Here is a 20,815-nt window from a genome sequence, read left to right on the forward strand (position 1 = left end):
ACTCCGCTCGGCAGGTTAATGGGCCGCCTGTTCGCTGGCGACAATCGCTTCAATCGACCATGGATGAAATTTTACCGTGATGCGGCCATCGGTCACGGCCAGCGTAGGGTTTGGCAAACGTTCATGCTCGCCCTGTGGCGAACTGGTTTTAACCACGATCCCCGGCTGACTAAGCCCCTCATCCGACAACAACGCCAGCGCCCTCGCGTTCAAGGTCTCCGGCTCGCCGGGCAGCACGATTTCAATATGCTCCCACCCTTCGTGTGGATAGCGTTTTTCTCCCGGCCACGGTAATTCAATAACAGAAAACCGCCAGTGTTCCACACATACCGGTTCATGCAGTTTAAACAGACAAATCGGCCTGCCGTTGATGATATTTTCCGACAGTAGCTCGCCGCATTGTTCAAAACCGCGACGCCAACGCTCCGCCGTCGTATTCTGGTGACAGCGCAATGAAATGTGATCGGCCTCAAGGGCGCTAATCTGCAGACCAAGGCGAGTGGAAAGTTCTCTGAACGCCAGAGTGAATCGCGGTAAATCTGCGGAAATATCATGCAGTTCATCAATGTGTTGCCAGTTCGCCATATCAGGACGCTCTTCTTGCTGTGAAAACCGCTAATTTACGCTGTTGCGCCCCGGCAACCAACCTTTGATTTGATTGGGCGTTTATTGAATGCTTATGCAGATTATTGTTGCGTATATTTCAGGCGACGCGCCGCGCGCGCAATGCTGACGCCAACGGGCATTTGCAGTATACTCCCGCCCTAATTCTTAAACTGGCGCGGGCAATACAGTCCGCTTCATAAACGTAAGGTATTCCGGTGAATATTCAGGCTCTTCTCTCAGAAAAAGTTAGTCAGGCCATGATTGCTGCAGGCGCGCCTGCAGATTGCGAGCCCCAGGTTCGTCAGTCAGCCAAAGTTCAGTTCGGCGACTATCAGGCCAACGGCATGATGGCAGTTGCGAAAAAACTGGGTATGGCCCCCCGACAACTTGCAGAGCAGGTGCTGACTCATCTGGATCTCAGCGGCATCGCCAGCAAGGTTGAAATCGCCGGCCCTGGCTTTATCAATATTTTCCTCGAACCGGCTTTTCTCGCTGAACAGGTGCAGCAGGCGCTGGCCTCCGATCGTCTGGGCGTTTCTCAGCCGACTCGCCAGACAATTGTCGTCGACTACTCCGCGCCCAACGTCGCGAAAGAGATGCACGTTGGTCATCTACGCTCCACGATCATTGGCGATGCGGCAGTGCGCACGCTGGAGTTTCTGGGCCATCATGTTATTCGCGCTAACCACGTCGGCGACTGGGGCACCCAGTTCGGTATGCTTATCGCCTGGCTGGAAAAACAGCAGCAGGAAAACGCGGGCGACATGGCGCTGGCGGATCTCGAAGGATTCTACCGCGATGCGAAAAAGCATTATGACGAAGATGAAGCGTTTGCCGAGCGCGCGCGTAACTACGTCGTCAAATTGCAGAGCGGTGATACCTATTTCCGTGAGATGTGGCGTAAGCTGGTTGATATCACGATGACGCAAAACCAGATCACCTATGATCGCCTGAACGTCACTTTGACGCGTGACGATGTGATGGGCGAAAGTCTGTATAATCCGATGCTGCCGGGCATCGTCGCCGATCTGAAAGCCAAAGGCCTGGCGGTTGAAAGCGAAGGCGCAACGGTGGTTTTCCTTGATGAGTTTAAAAACAAGGAAGGCGACCCGATGGGCGTCATTATTCAGAAGAAAGATGGCGGTTATCTGTATACCACTACCGATATCGCCTGCGCCAAATACCGTTACGAAACGCTGCACGCCGACCGCGTGCTCTACTACATTGACTCCCGTCAGCACCAGCACCTGATGCAGGCCTGGACCATTGTGCGTAAAGCCGGTTATGTGCCGGATTCCGTTCCGCTGGAACACCACATGTTCGGCATGATGTTGGGTAAAGACGGTAAACCGTTTAAAACTCGCGCGGGCGGTACGGTGAAACTGGCGGATCTGTTGGATGAGGCGCTGGAGCGCGCGCGTCGTCTGGTGGCGGAGAAGAACCCGGATATGCCGGCTGACGAGCTGGAAAAACTGGCTAACGCCGTCGGTATTGGCGCGGTGAAATACGCCGATCTGTCAAAAAACCGCACCACTGACTATATCTTCGACTGGGATAATATGTTGGCTTTCGAAGGCAATACCGCTCCTTATATGCAGTATGCCTATACGCGTGTGCTGTCTGTTTTCCGTAAAGCGGACATCGACGAGCAGGCGCTGGCGAGCGCGCCGGTTATCATTAGCGAAGATCGCGAAGCGCAGCTCGCTGCCCGTCTGCTGCAGTTTGAAGAAACCCTGACGGTGGTCGCGCGTGAAGGTACGCCGCACGTCATGTGCGCGTATCTGTATGACGTCGCCGGGCTGTTCTCCGGCTTCTACGAGCACTGCCCTATTCTCAGCGCCGAGAATGACGCGGTTCGCAATAGCCGCCTAAAACTGGCGCAACTGACGGCGAAGACGCTGAAACTGGGTCTGGATACGTTGGGTATCGAAACCGTAGAACGCATGTAAACGCGCCGTCGTTAACATCATCAGGCCTGACTCCGGGTAACGGACTCAGGCCTTTTTATTGCCACAGCGGTATATCTGTAACAAATCACAAGGAATGACACATTTCTATAGAGAGATGGAACATCTTTTACCTGTGCTGGCGCTGACCGCCCCGTATCATTAGGCGGCGGATTGTTCAGGTACAGGTAATGACTTTTAAAGACTTTGATGCGGAAGAGAAACTCTTCCTGAGACGTGTGATTGTGGCGTTTGGTGTAGTGGTTGTCTGCTTTGGTATCCTGATCTTCAACCTCTATAACTTGCAAATCCGCCAGCACCACTACTACACCACCCGTTCGAATGAGAACGATATCAAGATGCTACCCGTCGCGCCCACGCGCGGCATCATTTACGATCGCAACGGCATTCCGCTGGTGCGTAACGTAACCTGGTATGATATCGCGGTTACGCCCTATAAAATTGCCGATATGGATGCGCTGCTAAAACAGCTCACCCCTATTGTTGATCTCTCCCCCGATGATATCGCCGACTTTCGCCGCGCGCTAAAATCCAGTAGCCGCTATCGTCCGGTAGTGCTCAAAAACGCGCTAACGGATGTTGAAATCGCACGCTTTGCGGTCAATCAGTTTCATTTCAACGGCGTCACGATCAATAGCTATCAGGATCGGCAGTATCCTTACGGCGCGGAGCTGGCGCATGTTCTCGGTTACGTGTCAAAGATAAACGATAACGACCTTAAAGCGCTGGATAAAAAAGGGCTGGCAGAGAATTACGCGGCGGACCATAACATCGGTAAACAGGGGATTGAGCGTTACTACGAAAACGATCTTCATGGCAAAACCGGTTATCAGGAGGTCGAGGTGGATAATCACGGGCGTATTGTCCGCCTGCTGAAAGACGTTCCTCCCATCGCGGGTAAGAACATTCACCTGACGCTGGATCTCCATTTACAAGAGTACATTGAAAGTTTGCTGGCCGGGCAGCGTGCTGCCGTACTGGTTGAAGATCCGCACGATGGTTCAGTGCTGGCGATGGTATCTATGCCCAGCTACGACCCGAACCCCTTTGTAAAAGGCATTAGCTATCAGGATTACGGCAAACTGCTGCACGATAAAAATCTGCCACTGATCAACCGCGTGACGCAAGGGCTTTATCCCCCGGCGTCAACGGTTAAACCCTATATGGCGATGTCCGCGCTGTTATGCGGGATTATTACGCCGCAAACCACCTTCTTTGGCGCGCCAACCTGGACGCTTCCCGGCACGCAGCGGCATTACCGGGACTGGAAAAAAACCGGACACGGTATGCTGGATGTCACTAAAGCGATTGAGGAATCTGCGGATACCTTTTTCTATCAGGTCGCTTATATGATGGGTATTGACCGTATCGACACGATGTTGTCTCAGTTCGGCTATGGCAAACCGACGGGCATCGACCTTAATGAAGAGTATGACGGGCTGCTTCCCAGCCGCGCATGGAAACAGCGGGTCCATAAAAAAGCCTGGTATCAGGGCGATACCATCTCTGTCGGCATCGGCCAGGGCTACTGGATTGCCACCCCCATCCAGATGGTAAAAGCGATGGTGGCGCTCATCAACAACGGTAAGGTGATTGCCCCCCACCTGTTACTCAATGAAGAGAGCGGCAAAACGGTGGTTCCGTATCGTCCTTCAGGAACACCGGCACAGATAGCCGATCCGGCGTCGCCATACTGGGGACTGGTGCGTCAGGCGATGTACGGCATGGCGAATGCACCCAACGGAACGGGCTATAAGTTCTTTCACACCGCGCCCTACGGCATTGCGGCCAAAAGCGGCACGTCGCAGGTGTTTAGCCTGAAAGAAAATCAGACCTACAATGCGAAAATGATCCCCATTCGCCTGCGCGATCATGTGTTTTATACCGCTTTTGCACCGTATAAAAACCCTAAGGTCGCTATTGCCTTGATTCTGGAAAACGGCGGAAGCGACGGCGTTACCGCCGCGCCCATCATGCGAAAAATCCTTGACCACCTGTTTGATCCACAGGCTGATACCACACAGTCGGGTCAGGCGCCATAGTCAAATAAGCAAAGCGCCATCAAACAAGGATACGACCGGCATATCCGCATACATCAGAAATAGTTACGCAGATATTCCGTCAAACACAGCATAGCCATCGCCTGCCCGTAAGGCATAGAGGTCAACGGAATATGACGGTAAAAATCGAGATCGTGGCCCATGCCAGTGCCAAATGACGTTTGCAGCAGTTCGCCTTCCGACGAGATATGTTTCACTATCCCCCGAATGGCTTTTTCCGCCACCTGCGCATAGTGCCGCCCGACATAGCGTTTGCGCACCGCTTTAAGAATACCGTAGGCAAAACCCGCCGTCGCCGACGCCTCAAGATAAGAGTGCGGATCGTCAAGCAGCGTATGCCACAAACCGCTTTCATCCTGACATTTCGCCAGCGCGGCGATCTGCGCATTCAGTACCTGGACCAGGTAACGGCGCACGGCATTATTTTCCGGCAAGTCCAGCAGTTCAAGAAAATCCGGGATCACAATGGTCAGCCAACTGTTGCCGCGCGCCCAGCGAGCGTTAGCGAAGTTATGATGACCGTCATAGCTCCAGCCGTGGAACCACAGCCCCGTCTCTTTATCCATCAAATTCTGCACGTGTAGCAGGAACTGATAGGTTGCCTCTTCCACATATTCCGGCCGGTTCAACAGCTTACCGATTTTCGCCAGCGGCAGCACCGTCATCATTAGCGTGTCGTCCCACATCTGCTGATGATTTTCCTCCGCCAGCGTGATGTGCTGCATTCCGCCGTGATCGGTACGGGGCATTTCATTCATCGCCCATTCGGCCCACGTTTCCAGCCACGGTAAATACGCTGGATTACGCGTCTCTTCATAGCGATACGCCAGCGTTAAAAACGGCGCCATCGTATTAACGTTTTTCGTCGTCGCGCCTTCCGCAAAACGATCGGCAAACCAGTCATCAATGATCTTACGCATCGTCTGGTCGCCGGTCTGTTGGTAATAGTGATACATTCCGTACAGGCCCACGCCGTGCGTCCACTCCCATCCGGCCCAGCCTTTAGTATCGATCACGCGTCCGTCGTCCAGTCGCAATAAAAATTCGCCTGTCTCATCTTTAATATTAACCAGGTTATGCGTCACCTTTTGCACCAGGGCTTTTAGTTCATCTCTGGCGATAAAATGCTCAGGCTGACGCAATAGCGGACTGTGTTTGACTGGATAAACCATCATTTGCTTAACCTCTGTGTAATGTCGAATTCAGTGCTGCGTGCAGTTTTACCGCCGACGCAGTCGATTCGCTACAGTAAAAGCTAAGCTGGGCGGAAACCTTTTTGTTTCTGCCATTGCCAGAGCGTAAATGGCAAAAACGCAAAGAGTTCGGCAACCTACCTCACCATTTTATAAAACGGTGTTTCTATTTATTCAAAAAGAGAGTCAGGTCTGTTACCTGGCAAAGAAAGGGGCGGTTAGCGGTAGTTCACAATCACCTGATTGCTCCGCACTTTTAACGCCGGGATAAGTCTGCCGCCGCCGGGGACTTCCCAGACAAAGCGGAGCGGCTCGACTGCGGGAACATGGGCAAAACCGTGGGTCGTGCCACTCTGACCATCGAGTTCTACGCAACGGGACTGGGAACATAACCGTACCCGTAATCCCGCGGGAGTCGGGCCATTCAGTTCATAACGCCAGGCGACCAGCGTCATCACACCGGAAACCAGCTGACGCGCCGACAATGGCGAAGACGATGCGGAAACGCCCCGGTAATTTAAGGTTACGCCCATACCGCTATCCTGCCACGCGCCTTCGCCTGCGGCCTGAACCGTCAGGGGAAAGAGCAACACCGCCAGCCACTTACGCATTATTTTCCTCCAATGGTCGCCGTCATGCGGATATGACGGTTATCGGAAAGCTCAAGGTTCGACAACACCACCAGCTGCGGTAAACTGCGCCGCAGAAAGCGGGACAATAATGGACGTAGCGCATGGTTAACCAGCAATACCGGCGGCGCGCCAAGCATCTCCTGGCGAGAAAGCGCCTCTTGTGTCTGCGCCAGCAGGCGATCCGCCAACCCCGGCTCAAGACCGCCGCCGCCCTGCAATGCCTGAAGTAGCAAACGCTCCAGCGCGGTATCCAGGCCAATCACCTGCACTTCTTCATTACCGGGGAACCACTGTTGCGTAATCGCTCGTCCTAATGCCACGCGTACCACGGCGGTTAATTCATGCGGATCGCTTTGTAACGGCGCATGTTCCGCCAGCGTTTCCAGAATGGTGCGCATATCGCGAATAGGGACTTTTTCCGCCAGTAAGTTTTGCAGGACTTTGTGTAAAGTCGTGAGGGTCACGACGCCGGGGACCAGATCTTCCGTGAGTTTAGGCATCTCCTGAGAGACACGATCCAACAGTTGCTGCGCTTCCTGGCGGCCAAACAGTTCAGCGGAGAATTGGCCAATCAAGTGGTTAAGATGCGTCGCCACAACGGTACTGGCTTCCACGACGGTAAAGCCCTGAATTTGTGCCTGCTCTTTCAGGGCGCTTTCAATCCAGATGGCATCAAGGCCAAAAGCTGGATCGACGGTTTTCTCGCCCGGTAGCGTTCCCGCCGCCGTGCCGGGGTTAATAGCCAGCCAGCGTCCCGGATAGGCGTCCCCGCTGCCGATCTCTACCCCTTTCATCAAAATACGGTAGCGCGCAGGCTGTAAATCCATATTGTCGCGAATATGGACCACCGGCGGCAGGAACCCCATATCCTGCGCGAATTTTTTACGAATGCTGCGAATACGTCCGAGCAATTCGCCATCCTGTTGAAAATCCACCATCGGGATCAGGCGGTAGCCCACTTCCATTCCCAGTGAATCCTCAAGCTGTACGTCATTCCAGGTGGCTTCGACCACCGAGTTATTTTCCGGCATTTTTACCGGCTGCGGCTCCTCCGGCGCTTTTTCTTCACGCCCGCGCAGCCACCATGCCAGGCCGAGCAAAGCGGCGGTAAAGAGTAAAAATACCAGGTTAGGCATTCCAGGCACCATGCCAAGCAGACCCAGCACCGCCGCCGCCAGCAGCATCACCCTTGGATTACTGAACAGTTGGCCAACCATCTGCTCGCCTACATCCTGATCGGTACTAACGCGGGTCACAATGACGCCCGCCGCCGTGGAGATAACCAGCGCCGGGATCTGGGCGACCAGGCCGTCGCCAATGGTCAGCAGGGTGTAGCTTTCCGCCGCGCTGCCCATGCTCATTCCGTGCTGCAATACGCCGACCAGCAGCCCGCCGACCACGTTAATGACCATGATGAGAATACCGGCGATGGCGTCGCCGCGTACAAATTTACTTGCCCCGTCCATCGAGCCGTAGAAGTCGGCTTCCTGAGTGACTTCCGAACGCCGTTTTTTGGCCTCGTCTTCACCAATCAGACCGGCATTAAGATCGGCGTCAATCGCCATTTGCTTGCCGGGCATACCGTCCAGCACAAAGCGCGCGCCGACTTCGGCAATACGTCCGGCGCCTTTGGTGATGACCATGAAGTTGATAATGACGAGGATGATAAAAACCACAATCCCGATCGCGAAGTTACCGCCGACCAGGAAATGACCGAACGCCTCCACTACCTTTCCCGCCGCCGCCGCGCCGGTATGCCCTTCCATCAAAATAATGCGCGTTGAGGCTACGTTAAGCGCCAGACGCAGTAGCGTGGTAAACAGCAGAATGGTCGGAAACGCGGCAAAATCCAGAGTGCGCTGGGTAAACATCGCCACCAGCAGCACCATGATCGATAGCGCAATATTAAAGGTAAACAATAAGTCGAGGATAAAAGCAGGTAGCGGCAGCACCATCATCGACAAAATCAGCAGAATGAGGATCGGCCCGGCAAGAATTTGCCATTGCGTCGATTTCAGGTTGCTGGGCAGGCGCAGCATCGCGACCAGATTAGCCATCAGTATTCTTCTCGTTCATAAAATCCAGCGCTTCTGGCACCGGAAGGTTCTCAGGTTGTGGAGGACGTTGCCCGCCCGCAAGCCGCCAGCGTTTAAGCTGCCAGACCCAGGCCAACACTTCCGCAACGGCAGCATATAACTGCCCGGGAATTTGCTGACCGATTTCGGCGTGGCGATATAATGCCCGCGCCAGCGGCGGCGCTTCTAAAGTGGGAACCCGATGTTCAGCGCCGATCTCGCGAATGCGCAGCGCTATTAATCCAGCCCCCTTCGCGACCACTTTCGGCGCGCTCATTTTGTTTTCGTCATACTGCAGCGCCACGGAATAGTGCGTCGGGTTAGTGACAATGACGTCCGCTTTCGGCACATCTTCCATCATGCGGCGCTGCGCGGCGGCGCGTTGCATCTGGCGAATTTTGCCCTTAACATGCGGATCGCCTTCGCTCTCTTTAAATTCGTCGCGAATGTCCTGCCGCGACATGCGTAATTTTTTCAGGTGGCTAAAGATCTGGAAAAACACGTCAAATCCCACCATCGGAATCACGCCCAGTACCACCAGTAACGCGCAGAGTCCAACCAGATCCAGCGCATTCCCCATTGCGACGATCGGCGACTCCGCCATCAGGCGCATCATTTGTGGCCAGTGATACCAGAGATAAAAGCCGGTAACGCAGCCGACCAGCGTGGATTTCAACACCGCTTTTAGCAGTTCCGCGCCGGTCTGCGCCGAAAACATGCGCTTAATTCCCGGCAGCGGGTTTAATTTAGAAAATTTTGGCTGTAGCGACTTACCGCTAAAAATCAGGCCGCCAAGCATAACCGGCGAGATAAGCGCCACCAGCACCACGCCCGCGATGAGCGGTAGCAGCGCCATCATCGCCGCTTTAATCAGCAAAATTATCTGCCCCAGGATCAGGTTAGGATCGTTCACCATACGGTGATCGAAGTGCAGGCCTGCTGAGAGCATTCCCGCCAGCTGCCGCGCTAACGACTCGCCGCCGAACCAAATAATACAAACGCCCACCAGCAATATCAGCAGTGAGGTCAGTTCTCTGGAACGGGGGATCTGCCCTTCTTCCCGCGCTTTTTCAAGTCGGTGGGGTGTGGGGGCTTCTGTTTTGTCGTCGTCGCTCTCTTCTGCCACGCAGCAAACCCTGGATAGATTGATAAGCGAGAATGATGCCAGAACCGCTTTACGCCAATGGGCAGAGTAAGCGGTAAAAAAGGCGGGGTTTATGGCGTTAATAGAGATAGCCGGATACGATAAGAAAGTCTCGTATCCGGCCGGGTTGACGGATTCGGACCCGATAAGCGCAGCGCCATCAGGTCAAAAAAGCTTAAAAGCCAAGACTGTCCAGCAGGTCGTCCACCTGATCCTGACTGGCGACGACGCCAGCTTTCGAGGTATCCACCTGCGGGCCGTTGAGCAAGCTTTCGTTCTCGCGTTTTGGTCGCGCGCTCTGTTCCGGGATGTTTTCCAGCAGCACCATTAACAACTGGCGCTCAATCTCCTGAATCACGTCCATCATGCGTTTGATCACCTGACCCGTCAGATCCTGGAAATCCTGCGCCATCATGATGTCCAGCAGTTGCGCGTTAGTAAAGCTGGTATGGCCCGGGACATCCCTGAGAAACTGGCGCGTATCCGTCACCAGTTCACGGGCGTCGGAAAGCTCGATCGGATTGTCAAACCACTCGTCCCAACGTTGGGTTAGCGCTTTCGCCTCTTTTTCCATCGCATCCTGATGCGGCTGCGAAGCTTCGACACTGTTTAGCGCGCGTTCCGCCGCCTGCGCCGTCATCTGGACGACGTAATCCAGACGGTCGCGCGCATCAGGGATCGCCTCCGCCGCTTCGGCAATCGCCTGGTCCAGCCCCAGTTCACGCAGGCTGTCGCGCAGCATTCGGGTCAGACTACCGATGCGCGCAATGATGTCTCCTGCTGAGCCTTCATCAGCAGGCTTGATAGATGGTTGCATCATCATCGCATCCTCACATGCCCAGTTTCTCAAAGATTTTGTTGAGCTTCTCTTCCAGAGTCGCTGCGGTGAACGGTTTTACGACATAACCGCTGGCGCCAGCCTGTGCGGCGGCGATAATATTCTCTTTCTTGGCTTCCGCCGTGACCATCAACACGGGTAACGCCGACATGGCGCTATCGGCGCGAATGGTTTTCAGTAGCTCCAGGCCATCCATGTTCGGCATGTTCCAGTCGGAGATAATAAAACCAAAGCCGCCCGCCTGGAGCTTGTTCAGCGCATCGACGCCGTCTTCGGCCTCTTCCACATTGTTAAATCCAAGCTCTTTTAAGAGGTTGCGCACGATACGACGCATGGTCGAAAAGTCATCCACAACCAAAAATTTAAGCTCTTTATCCGCCATAAAATACTACTCCTGGTTCAAATACGTATCGCCTGTCCGGCACTGATTTTCGCCAACATCTGCTGGCTTACCTGGCTAAGATCGACCACTTCGCTTACGCCACCCATATTGATGGCCTCGCGCGGCATGCCGAACACCACACAACTTGCTTCGTTTTGCGCAATGGTCCAGGCGCCAGCCTGGTACATCGCTAACATTCCAGCGGCGCCATCGTTGCCCATCCCCGTAAGAATGACGCCTACGGCGTTGCGCCCCGCGTGTTTCGCCACCGAATGAAACAGCACATCCACGGAAGGCCGATGCCGGTTTACCGGCGGGCCATCATGAATTTTGATTTGATAATTCGCCCCGCTACGCGCCAGCTCCATATGCTTGTCGCCGGGCGCAATGTAGGCATGACCTGGCAATACGCGTTCGCCGTCCTCCGCCTCCTTCACGCTGATTTGACAGAGTTTATTCAGACGCTCGGCAAACGAGCGGGTAAAGCCAGGCGGCATATGCTGCGTAATAATCACTGCCGGACTGGAAAGCGGCAGCGGTTGCAGCACATGTCGGATAGCTTCAGTACCGCCCGTTGAAGCGCCGATAGCAATCAGTTTTTCCGAACTGAGCAGCGGACCCGCTTTTAAGGTTGCCGGGGCCGCCATCGGTTTATGTGCGGCGATGCGGGCCCGCGCGGCGGTACGCACTTTTTCGGCGATCATCTCGCTATACGCCAGCATACCTTCACGAATGCCAAGCTGCGGTTTGGTGACAAAATCGATGGCCCCCAACTCCAGCGCCCGTAGCGTCACTTCGGAACCTTTCCCGGTCAGCGAAGAGACCATCACCACCGGCATCGGTCGCAGGCGCATCAGTTTTTCCAGAAAATCGAGGCCGTCCATACGCGGCATCTCAACGTCCAAGGTCAATACGTCCGGATTAAATTTTTTGATGAGATCCCTGGCGACCAACGGGTCCGGCGCAGTCGCCACCATCTCCATATCGCTATGGCTATTAATAATTTCAGTCATGATTTGGCGCATTAGCGCGGAATCATCAACTGACAATACCCTGATTTTACTCATGCTTTATCCTTACTTAGCGCATACACCGTCTGTCCGCGCAGGCTAAACTCGCGCACGAGGTTGCTAAAGTTTTCTGAGTGACCGGCAAACAACAGTCCGTCAGGTTTAAGGAGTGGAACAAAACGGCGCAGAATGTCCTCCTGAGTCGTTTTATCAAAATAGATCATGACGTTACGGCAAAAAATCGCGTCAAAGGGACCGGGTACGTTGTACTGCTTTTCCAACAAATTAACGGAGGAAAATTCAACATAATTGGCCAGTTCCTGACGCACGCGCACCAGTCCTTCATGCGGCCCCGTACCGCGCATGAAGTAACGTTGTAGCTGCTGCGGCGATAACGTTTTCAGTTCGCTGAGGCGATAAATACCGCTTCTCGCTTTTTCCAGCACTTCAGTATCAATATCGCTGGCGAATACTTTCCAGCGACCGGGGGCCATCCCTAACGCATCCGCCAGCGTAATGGCGATACTGTAAGGTTCTTCTCCTGTCGATGCCGCCGCACTCCAGACGCGATACTCGCCGTGGCGGCGACGCGCATGTTCCGCAAGGATGGGAAAATGGTGCGCCTCGCGAAAAAAAGCGGTCAGGTTGGTAGTCAGAGCGTTGATAAAAGCCTGCCACTCAGCGCTGTTTTGATTAGCCTCCAGCATACTGAGATAACGGCCAAAATCATCCAGTCCCAGGGCACGCAGCCGACGGACCAGGCGGTTATAAACCATATCCCGCTTATGGTCGGCTAGCACGATCCCTGCGCGCTGGTAGATTAATTGACATATCCGACGAAAATGCGCGTCGGACAGCGCGAGGCGCTGTGTCATCTGTAACAATACTGACGTTTGCCCGGAGGGCAGAGATGATGTCATAGCGCCTTCTTAATCACATTCAAAGTACAACGGGCGCGCCCTGCGGCAGCGCCATGCTTCCCGTATTACACATTTTTTGCTTTTATCTATGCGAACCAGACGAAAGGGATCGGCGGGTTCGCAAATTAATCGATAACCGACAGCACACAGCGCACGTCGATCAGAAGGTTTCCCAGTTCGCATCATCCCCGGCGGCTAATGGCCGCGGCGTATTGCCGGACTGAGCGTCCACTGACAAACGCATCTCAGGTTTATTTACCGCCAGCGGTCGCGATGCCAGGCGGAAAGCCGATACCGCCAGGGTCAGACGGCTGGCCTGCTCTTCCAGCGCGGCGGCGGCCGCTGCGGATTCCTGAACCAGCGAGGCGTTCTGTTGCGTTACGCGATCCATTTCGGAAACGGCCAAAGCGACCTGATCGATACCCCGGCTTTGCTCATCCGAGGCGGAGGCGATTTCGCCCATGATATCCGTGACGCGCGTAACGGCATTGACGATGTCAGTCATGGTTTCCCCGGCGCTTTCCACCAGCACAGAACCGGTATCGACACGCGAGACGGAATCTTCAATCAACGCTTTTATTTCTTTCGCCGCCTGGGCGCTGCGGCTGGCCAGATTACGCACCTCGCCTGCCACGACCGCAAAACCGCGCCCCTGCTCTCCCGCGCGCGCCGCTTCTACCGCCGCGTTCAGCGCCAGAATGTTAGTCTGGAAGGCAATACCGTCGATAACGCTGATAATGTCAGCGATTTTTTTCGAACTGTCGGCAATTTCGTGCATGGTGTTTACTACGCCGTCGACCACTTTGCCGCCATGGCGTGCGGTCTCGGAGGCGCTTTGCGCCAGTTGCGAAGCCTGACGGGCGTTATCGGCGTTTTGCTTCACGGTGGCCGTCAGTTGTTCCATGCTGGCAGCCGTCTCCTCCAGAGCGGAGGCCTGCTGTTCGGTACGGGAAGAGAGGTCGGTATTACCGGCGGCAATTTCACTGGTGCCGGAATAAATCGCATCCGAACCTTCACGAACCTGCGTTACGGTGTCAATCAGCGAGCGTTGCATATGTTCAACCGTTCCCGCCAGTTCGCCAATTTCATTACGTCCTGAGACGGTGAGCGTTTTCGTCAGATCGCCGCTGGCAATTTCACGGATATGAGTAATCACTCGCGCTAATGGGTTAAGCAGGGCATGACGAATGCCGAACCAAACCACCATCAAAATCAGCACCAGCACGACCGCAAGCCCCCCCAGTTGCCATTGCGCAAAACGATAGTCATGAGCGCTTTGATCAAATGTCTGGCGGTACAGGTTTTCGCTTACCCGGGCGTAATTGCCCAGCGCCTCGCCCAACGCGTTTTGCATTCCCTGGGTTGGCTGGGCGAAGTAGGCATCCATATTGCCATTGTCCAGAAACTGAATAAGTTCGGCTAATGCGGCCTGATAGCGCTGATATTTTTCATCGACGTTCGCGCTGGCCTCCGCCATCGCTGGCAATGGCGTCATGTTTTTGAAATTGGCGTAGTGCGCCGCCGCCTGTGCGAGGGTCGTTTTTGCATTCTGGAGTAAATCCGTTTTGGCGCTGCTCTGCTGGTTAGAAGCGTCCATCATCATGCGTGCGGCGGAGCGGCTCAGGTTAATGCGCGTTTGCAGCATTAAGTCCCATGTCGACGTGAGTTCGCTTTGTTGCTGACGTAATTCGTTAGAAATAACAAAACCTTGCTGGTTATGCTGTAATGAAGAAAACAGCAAACCACCGGAAACAAGCTGTAGCAGTGCGAAAACCCCCAGCACCATCATCAGCATTGTGACAACGCGGATACGGTTAAACATAAGGCACCTTCCTGATAACGAGTTATCAACGTTATCGGCACCTGCGGTGATAACTTTACTTTTGCAAAAAGGAAATACGCTGTTCCGGAAGACGATATTGACAATAACAGCGTCACAGCGGCGATGTCGGCACAAAATGCAGGGGCTGGGCGCGGGCGGTGAAGAGGCACTCTCACCGTTGGTGGAAGCATAACGGTGAATATTGCCGAATGGCGCGACGCCATCCGGCAACGTTATTACGCGACGTGTGATGCTGCGATATCCAGCAGCGCCATCTCTTCGCTGTTAAGCAGTTTTTCGATATTCACCAGAATCAGCATACGCTCGCCGAGCGCGCCCAATCCCGTCAAATATTCTGTTGACAAGGTCACGGCAAATTCTGGCGCCGGACGGATCTGTTCCGCCGTTAACGACAGTACGTCAGACACGCCGTCTACCACTATCCCGACGACACGTTGCCCCAGATTCAGTACGATCACTACCGTATTGTCATCGTACTCAACGTCGCCTTCGCAGAATTTCACGCGCAGATCGACAATGGGGACAATCACGCCGCGCAGGTTAGTCACCCCTTTTATAAAGGCCGGTGTATTGGCGATGCGCGTCACCTGGTCATAGCCACGGATCTCCTGCACTTTCAGGATATCGATGCCGTACTCTTCATTTCCCAGTGTAAACACCAGGAATTCCTGACCTGACGGCTCGCCGGCCAGTTTGCTTACATTACTCATACCGGTCATATTATTCCCTTCTCACTCAATCAGGCGGCTGTGATCGCCATACGTTGTTCGCGGTTTAAACCCTGCAATGCGGAAACATCAACAATCAGCGCGACGCTGCCGTCGCCCAGGATCGTCGCGGCGGAAATCCCCGGTACCTTGCGATAATTGCTTTCCAGATTTTTGACCACCACCTGGTGCTGACCGATGAGCTGATCGACCAGCAGCGCGTAACGGCGTCCCGCGCTTTGCAGGATCACAACAATGCCCTGCGTGGCTTCGGTTTTCGCCCCGTCCACGTCAAACACTTTCCACAATTCGACCAGCGGCAAATACTCGCCGCGAACTTCCAGAACCCGTTCGCCGCCCGCCAGCGGATGAAGATCCTCTTCACGCGGTTGCAGCGACTCCATCACCGCATTCAACGGCAGGATAAAAACTTCCCCCGCCACGCGAACCGACATCCCATCGAGGATGGCCAGCGTCAGCGGCAGCAGAATACGAATCGTGGTGCCGGAGCCTTGTTTTGACTGGATCTCAACGTGACCGCCCATCTCCTGAATGTTACGTTTCACCACATCCATGCCAACGCCGCGACCGGAGACATCCGTGACCTGTTCCGCAGTTGAGAATCCCGGCGCGAAGATCAACATGCCTACTTCATCGTCGGTCATGTTTTCATTCACCGCCATCCCCTGCGACATGGCCTTCGCCAGGATACGCTCACGGTTAAGCCCCGCGCCGTCATCGGTCACTTCAATACAAATATTCCCGCCCTGATGTTCTGCGGAAAGAATCAGGTTGCCGACAGCATTTTTCCCCGCCTCAAGGCGTTTTTCCGGCATTTCAATCCCGTGGTCGAGACTGTTGCGCACCAGGTGCGTCAGCGGGTCGATAATGCGTTCGATCAGGCTTTTATCAAGTTCAGTGGAGCTCCCCACCAGCGTCAGCTCTACCTGCTTGCCCAGTTTGCCCGCTAAATCGCGTACCAGACGCGGGAAACGGCTGAAGACGTACTCCATAGGCATCATACGAATCGACATCACCGACTCTTGTAAGTCGCGGGCGTTACGTTGTAACTGCCCCATACTGGTAATGAGATCGCCGTGGTTTACCGGGTCCAGCTCGTTAGAACGCTGGGCCAACATTGACTGGGTAATCACTAACTCGCCGACCAGGTTTATGAGCTGATCCACTTTCTCTACCGCCACGCGAATGCTGGTGGACTCGCGTTCACGCGCAGGTTTTTCACGCCCCGCATGATGTTCATGGGCCGCGCTTTTGGCGGCTGGCGCAACGACTGCCGGAGGCGCTACCGGCGCTACCTCGGTTTTCTCTTGCGCTTTTTCCACGGGCGCGGCGACCACTTTTTCAAAAGCGATCTGATCGGCCTCGATGACAAAACAGAGCACCGCGACAATGTCATCTTCCGCGACGCTGCCATCCAGAGTTGCCGACAGTGAATCCGCTCCCTTAACGACATCCGTCAGAGTAGCCAGATTGCCCAACTCTTCTTCAAGCAGATCGACCTCACTGGCTTTCAACCGTGAAAGTACAATGCGCAGTTTACTCTCGTCACGAGGCGATTCGGTTTCGGCTACGCTCTCTTCCTGGATCGCCGCGCTTAGTGCCGCGGTTTCTACGACCGCCGGCGTGGTTTCGCCTTTCGCCTCCAGCGCCAACTGGCGTAGCGCATTGCAGATATATTCGAAGCTTGCGGCATCCGGCTCTTCGGAGTTTTTATAGGCGTCGAGCTGTTCCTGCATAATATCTTTCGTTTCCAAAAACAGGTTGATAATGTCGGTATTGAGCTGCATTTCACCGCGTCGGGCTTCATCCAGCAGGTTTTCCATTAAATGTGTGGTTTCCTGCAGAATAGTGAAGCCGAATGTGCCCGCGCCGCCTTTAATGGAGTGCGCCGCGCGAAAAATGGCGTTCAGTTGTTCAGCGTCCGGAGATTCCGGCACCAAATCCAGCAGATGCTGCTCCATATCAGCCAACAGCTCGTCAGCTTCATCAAAAAATGTCTGATAAAAATCGCTAATATCCATGCTCACGCTATCACCTCGGTTCCGCTTTTGGCGATGTGGGTACGCTTGCCGGCGGGGCTGCCGCAGGCTGTTGTAATACACTTACCGGCTCATTCTGGCTTTCAGCGTTTTCATGCAAAATGGCCTGTTCCGCCTGTTTGTTTAACACCAGCAGGCTTATACGGCGGTTGATGGCGTCATCAGGACCGCGATCGCTCAGCCGCATCGTGGCGGCCATGCCAACCACCCGTAATACTTTTCCGTTATCCAGCCCGCCAGCGACCAGTTCGCGACGAGAGGCATTGGCGCGATCGGCGGATAACTCCCAGTTGCTATAGCCTTTTTCGCCGTTCGCGTAGGGAAAGTCATCGGTATGGCCGGCCAGGCTAATGCGATTAGGTATACCGTTTAACACTGGCGCAATCGCACGCAGGATATCGCGCATATACGGCTCAACTTCGGCGCTGCCGGTTTTAAACATCGGGCGGTTCTGGCTGTCGATAATCTGGATGCGCAACCCCTCCTGAACTAAATCAATTTTCAGATGCGGACGTAACGCGCGCAGTTTGGGATCGGATTCGATCAGTTGATCCAGATCGCCGCGCAGTTTGTTTAAGCGACTCTGCTCCATCCGTTTTTTCAGCTCGTCGATATTCGGCTGCTTTTCCACTTCACCCTGCTGTTGGGTGTAATCATCGCCGCCGCCTGGTATCGGGCTCTCGCTATTGGCAATCCGATTCCCCCCCGTTACCGCGGTGGCCAACGGCGTACGAAAATATTCGGCAATCTGAATTAATTCTTTAGGGCTGGAGATGGAAATCAGCCACATCACCAGAAAAAAAGCCATCATCGCCGTCATAAAATCGGCGTAGGCAATTTTCCAGGAACCGTGCGCCCCGCCGCCGTGCGGTTTGTGCCTGCGGCGTTTTACGACGACAATGGGATGAGCCTGATTTTTCATGCTTCCTCAGTCGTCTGCTGCTGGTTTGGGTTTCTTACTGCACGAACGTGTTCTTCCAACTCAATAAACGATGGACGCTCACTGGAATAAAGCGTTTTACGACCAAATTCCACGGCAATCGGCGGCGCATAGCCGTTCAGATTAGACAGCAGTGTGATTTTTACGCACTGCATCATCTTGGTGGTTTCGGCGCTCTTCTGGCGCAAAACGGTCGCTAACGGTGAAATGAATCCATAAGCCAGTAAAATACCGAGGAACGTACCTACCATGGCATGGGCAATCAGCGCCCCCAACTCCGCTGCCGGACGATCGGCTGAAGCCAGAGCGTGAACCACCCCCATTACCGCCGCGACAATACCAAAGGCAGGCAGCGAATCCCCCACCATCGCCAGGCTGTTGGCCGGGACTTCCGCCTCGCTTTCATGGGTTTCAATCTCTTCATCCATCAACGCTTCAATTTCGAACGTATTCATGTTGCCGCTGATGATCAGGCGCAGATAATCGACAATAAAATCAAGCATTACCGCATCGGCCAGAATACGCGGATAACTGGCGAAGATTTCACTCTCTTTTGGATTTTCAATATCGCGTTCAAGGGAGAACATCCCCTGCTGGCGTGATTTGGCCATCAGGCGATAGAGCAACGCCAGCAAATCCATGTACATAGATTTTGTGTATTTCGAACGACGAAATAACAACGGGATCGCTTTCATCGTGCCTTTGATGGCCTTCCCGTTATTGCCGACAATGAACGCCCCTATCCCCGCGCCGCCAATGATGACCAGTTCAGCAGGTTGATAGAGTGCCCCAAGGTGTCCGCCGGTCATGACATAACCGCCGAAAACTGTACCGATAACCACCAGGTAACCTAATAAGATAAGCACGACATCATCCTTCCGCTGTTGACTATGACAGGATGCGCAGTCGGGCGATTAACGCGAAGGCAAGGCAAAAAAAAGCAGCGGTAATGACTTACCGCTGCTGGAGTGTTTGTCCACACCGTTTCGGTTAAACAGCCTGTTCGATCTGTTCATCCAGCAGTTGTGGAATAATATCGGCAGCATCTCGGGAAAGTTTACGTCTTTTTACTGCGCGGGATGGCGGCTGGCATAAACTACACGCAAAGCTGCCCACGGGCTGATGCGCATGGGTAATAAAGTTCCCACCGCAGCAGTTACAGCTCGACAATTCAAGCAACCCACTTTCAACAAAACGCACCAGCGTCCATGCGCGAGTCAGCGCCAACAACGGCCCTTCAGGCGGTTGCGGACACTGCTCAAGATAAAGCCGATAAGCTTTAATCACCGCATCCACACCGCTGCATAAGCCAGTCTTCAGTAAAAATTGCCAGGCGTTGCAGAACATGGAGGCATGAATATTTTGCTCCCAGGTCATAAACCAGTCTGTCGAAAATGGCAGCATCCCTTTAGGCGGCGGGCTACCGCGTAATTCTTTGTACAGCCTGATGAGGCGACCACGGCTGAGCTGTGTTTCGCTTTCCAGCATTTGTAGACGAGCGCCAAGATTAATCAACTCCATCGCCAACTGGATATCGCGAGCTTCCTGAACAATGCTTTTTTCACTCATTATCATGCCCTTTTCTTACGCGCCGTATCGTCCACTTCATTGAGCAAACGCGTTGAAAGCATGATACCTGTGTGAATCTGCTGTAAATCATCGACGCGCGAATCCTGAGTCAAACGGGTGATCGTCTGATGATCGTCAAACCGGAAATGACAAACTAACTGGTTCGTCTCCGCCAGTTTGACCATCTGCGGCAGGGTCAACGCGCCCAGTGTGTTTGCCATCTCTTCGTTGATACCGAGGCGGAACATCGCAGATGCTTTGTCCTGGACGATCAAACGCTGTGCAAGGAGTAAATATGACAAATTGATGTCATAAATGTGTTTTAGCAACTCGGATGTATGCATTGTTCCCATCCAGAATAACCAACTTTATTTTTGTGCGACGTAGCCGCACCCCGTGATGTCGCCGGGAAGGCCCGGTAAAAGAAGCAAAAAGGTCAAATGCATAGCAGCGCTCAGACATTATGGACATTGTGACGTATAACGCAGCCTCCCACTGAGATTCGCCTTACACGTTTACATCAATTTTTACAAATGCCTAAGATTTTTCCTAATTCGACGCAACTCTACTCGTCAGCTTCGTGACATACAACGGAGCGGGACGGCGATTTTAGAAAATATGTGATGTAGATCACATAATTTAACGGAATACTTACGATAAAACCATCAGCATGGCTTTTACTTTGTTTAATTAATAACCTAATGTTCACTTTTTCTATTCCACACTGCTGAATAGGGGTACGTCAACACCAAATTCTTTTTTGTTTCTCTCTGTTAAAATAACGCCAGGATAATAGATAACAGGCTATTATTTCTATTTTAGAAACGCTTTTATTTTACCTTTAGTAAACAGTAGCTTAAATATTAAAC

The 20,815-nt window shown here is 53.7% G+C and carries 18 protein-coding genes; 2 read left to right on the forward strand and 16 right to left on the reverse strand.

What is annotated here, in order from left to right; genetic code table 11:
• Positions 1 to 15 precede the first annotated feature (15 nt).
• Positions 16 to 585 (reverse strand): VOC family protein, encoded by a 570-nt coding sequence (locus tag J4650_RS04365; RefSeq protein ID WP_000024794.1) that lies wholly within the window; start codon positions 583 to 585, stop codon positions 16 to 18.
• Between the two features lie 236 nt (positions 586 to 821).
• Between J4650_RS04365 and argS the strand changes: the two genes are divergently transcribed.
• Positions 822 to 2,555, forward strand: a complete 1,734-nt coding sequence (gene argS / locus J4650_RS04370) for an arginine--tRNA ligase (protein ID WP_001025360.1) — start codon at positions 822 to 824, stop codon at positions 2,553 to 2,555.
• A gap of 188 nt (positions 2,556 to 2,743) precedes the next feature.
• Complete coding sequence (gene mrdA, locus J4650_RS04375) at positions 2,744 to 4,615, forward strand: penicillin-binding protein 2 (RefSeq protein WP_000142868.1); 1,872 nt, start codon at positions 2,744 to 2,746, stop codon at positions 4,613 to 4,615.
• Positions 4,616 to 4,668: 53 nt separating this feature from the next.
• Here mrdA and J4650_RS04380 read toward each other — a convergent pair whose 3' ends face one another.
• From J4650_RS04380 to flhD, 15 genes are all read right to left on the reverse strand, one after another.
• Positions 4,669 to 5,808 (reverse strand): glycoside hydrolase family 105 protein, encoded by a 1,140-nt coding sequence (locus tag J4650_RS04380; protein WP_023993332.1) that lies wholly within the window; start codon positions 5,806 to 5,808, stop codon positions 4,669 to 4,671.
• 236 nt (positions 5,809 to 6,044) lie between these two features.
• Positions 6,045 to 6,437: a flagellar protein FlhE gene (gene flhe, locus J4650_RS04385; protein WP_023993333.1), complete on the reverse strand. Its 393-nt coding sequence runs from the start codon at positions 6,435 to 6,437 to the stop codon at positions 6,045 to 6,047.
• Positions 6,437 to 8,515 (reverse strand): flagellar biosynthesis protein FlhA, encoded by a 2,079-nt coding sequence (gene flhA, locus J4650_RS04390; RefSeq protein ID WP_000002392.1) that lies wholly within the window; start codon positions 8,513 to 8,515, stop codon positions 6,437 to 6,439. Before flhA ends, flhe begins: the two co-directional genes overlap by 1 nt.
• A complete protein-coding gene (flhB, locus tag J4650_RS04395) occupies positions 8,508 to 9,659 on the reverse strand; it encodes a flagellar biosynthesis protein FlhB (RefSeq protein ID WP_000797089.1) in 1,152 nt (383 codons plus the stop codon). The genes flhA and flhB overlap by 8 nt, the downstream gene beginning before the upstream one ends.
• A gap of 193 nt (positions 9,660 to 9,852) precedes the next feature.
• Positions 9,853 to 10,497: a protein phosphatase CheZ gene (gene cheZ / locus J4650_RS04400; RefSeq protein ID WP_000983586.1), complete on the reverse strand. Its 645-nt coding sequence runs from the start codon at positions 10,495 to 10,497 to the stop codon at positions 9,853 to 9,855.
• A gap of 10 nt (positions 10,498 to 10,507) precedes the next feature.
• Positions 10,508 to 10,897 carry a chemotaxis response regulator CheY gene (cheY, locus tag J4650_RS04405; protein ID WP_000763861.1) on the reverse strand — a complete coding sequence of 130 codons (390 nt, stop codon included), beginning with the start codon at positions 10,895 to 10,897 and terminating at the stop codon, positions 10,508 to 10,510.
• A 17-nt stretch (positions 10,898 to 10,914) separates the two neighbouring features.
• Positions 10,915 to 11,964, reverse strand: coding sequence for a protein-glutamate methylesterase/protein glutamine deamidase (gene cheB, locus J4650_RS04410; RefSeq protein ID WP_000036389.1), 1,050 nt, complete (start codon positions 11,962 to 11,964; stop codon positions 10,915 to 10,917).
• Positions 11,961 to 12,827: a protein-glutamate O-methyltransferase CheR gene (cheR, locus tag J4650_RS04415; protein WP_000204362.1), complete on the reverse strand. Its 867-nt coding sequence runs from the start codon at positions 12,825 to 12,827 to the stop codon at positions 11,961 to 11,963. The genes cheB and cheR overlap by 4 nt, the downstream gene beginning before the upstream one ends.
• Positions 12,828 to 12,987: 160 nt before the next feature.
• The gene (gene tar / locus J4650_RS04420; RefSeq protein WP_023993334.1) at positions 12,988 to 14,649 is read right to left on the reverse strand and encodes a methyl-accepting chemotaxis protein II; all 1,662 of its coding nucleotides are present in this window, start codon (positions 14,647 to 14,649) and stop codon (positions 12,988 to 12,990) included.
• A 236-nt stretch (positions 14,650 to 14,885) separates the two neighbouring features.
• The gene (cheW, locus tag J4650_RS04425; protein WP_000147295.1) at positions 14,886 to 15,389 is read right to left on the reverse strand and encodes a chemotaxis protein CheW; all 504 of its coding nucleotides are present in this window, start codon (positions 15,387 to 15,389) and stop codon (positions 14,886 to 14,888) included.
• Between the two features lie 20 nt (positions 15,390 to 15,409).
• The gene (gene cheA, locus J4650_RS04430; protein WP_000061313.1) at positions 15,410 to 17,425 is read right to left on the reverse strand and encodes a chemotaxis protein CheA; all 2,016 of its coding nucleotides are present in this window, start codon (positions 17,423 to 17,425) and stop codon (positions 15,410 to 15,412) included.
• A gap of 4 nt (positions 17,426 to 17,429) precedes the next feature.
• Complete coding sequence (gene motB, locus J4650_RS04435) at positions 17,430 to 18,359, reverse strand: flagellar motor protein MotB (RefSeq protein WP_000795653.1); 930 nt, start codon at positions 18,357 to 18,359, stop codon at positions 17,430 to 17,432.
• Positions 18,356 to 19,243 (reverse strand): flagellar motor stator protein MotA, encoded by an 888-nt coding sequence (motA, locus tag J4650_RS04440; RefSeq protein ID WP_000906312.1) that lies wholly within the window; start codon positions 19,241 to 19,243, stop codon positions 18,356 to 18,358. Before motA ends, motB begins: the two co-directional genes overlap by 4 nt.
• Before the next feature lie 124 nt (positions 19,244 to 19,367).
• Complete coding sequence (gene flhC / locus J4650_RS04445) at positions 19,368 to 19,952, reverse strand: flagellar transcriptional regulator FlhC (RefSeq protein ID WP_000605987.1); 585 nt, start codon at positions 19,950 to 19,952, stop codon at positions 19,368 to 19,370.
• On the reverse strand, positions 19,949 to 20,290 hold the full coding sequence (gene flhD, locus J4650_RS04450; RefSeq protein ID WP_001518146.1) for a flagellar transcriptional regulator FlhD: 342 nt from the start codon (positions 20,288 to 20,290) through the stop codon (positions 19,949 to 19,951). Before flhD ends, flhC begins: the two co-directional genes overlap by 4 nt.
• Between the last annotated feature and the right edge of the window lie 525 nt (positions 20,291 to 20,815).

This window comes from Salmonella sp. 32120201201600049SM (assembly GCF_017572835.1).
GTDB lineage: Bacteria > Pseudomonadota > Gammaproteobacteria > Enterobacterales > Enterobacteriaceae > Salmonella > Salmonella enterica.

Coding starts and splice junctions, on each gene's coding strand:
- J4650_RS04365 (WP_000024794.1), bottom strand. CDS start 585: ATGGCGAACTGGCAACACATTGATGAACTGCATGATATTTCCGCAGAT.
- mrdA (WP_000142868.1), top strand. CDS start 2,744: ATGACTTTTAAAGACTTTGATGCGGAAGAGAAACTCTTCCTGAGACGT.
- J4650_RS04380 (WP_023993332.1), bottom strand. CDS start 5,808: ATGATGGTTTATCCAGTCAAACACAGTCCGCTATTGCGTCAGCCTGAG.
- flhe (WP_023993333.1), bottom strand. CDS start 6,437: ATGCGTAAGTGGCTGGCGGTGTTGCTCTTTCCCCTGACGGTTCAGGCC.
- flhA (WP_000002392.1), bottom strand. CDS start 8,515: ATGGCTAATCTGGTCGCGATGCTGCGCCTGCCCAGCAACCTGAAATCG.
- cheZ (WP_000983586.1), bottom strand. CDS start 10,497: ATGATGCAACCATCTATCAAGCCTGCTGATGAAGGCTCAGCAGGAGAC.
- cheY (WP_000763861.1), bottom strand. CDS start 10,897: ATGGCGGATAAAGAGCTTAAATTTTTGGTTGTGGATGACTTTTCGACC.
- cheB (WP_000036389.1), bottom strand. CDS start 11,964: ATGAGTAAAATCAGGGTATTGTCAGTTGATGATTCCGCGCTAATGCGC.
- cheR (WP_000204362.1), bottom strand. CDS start 12,827: ATGACATCATCTCTGCCCTCCGGGCAAACGTCAGTATTGTTACAGATG.
- tar (WP_023993334.1), bottom strand. CDS start 14,649: ATGTTTAACCGTATCCGCGTTGTCACAATGCTGATGATGGTGCTGGGG.
- cheW (WP_000147295.1), bottom strand. CDS start 15,389: ATGACCGGTATGAGTAATGTAAGCAAACTGGCCGGCGAGCCGTCAGGT.
- motB (WP_000795653.1), bottom strand. CDS start 18,359: ATGAAAAATCAGGCTCATCCCATTGTCGTCGTAAAACGCCGCAGGCAC.
- flhC (WP_000605987.1), bottom strand. CDS start 19,952: ATGATAATGAGTGAAAAAAGCATTGTTCAGGAAGCTCGCGATATCCAG.
- flhD (WP_001518146.1), bottom strand. CDS start 20,290: ATGCATACATCCGAGTTGCTAAAACACATTTATGACATCAATTTGTCA.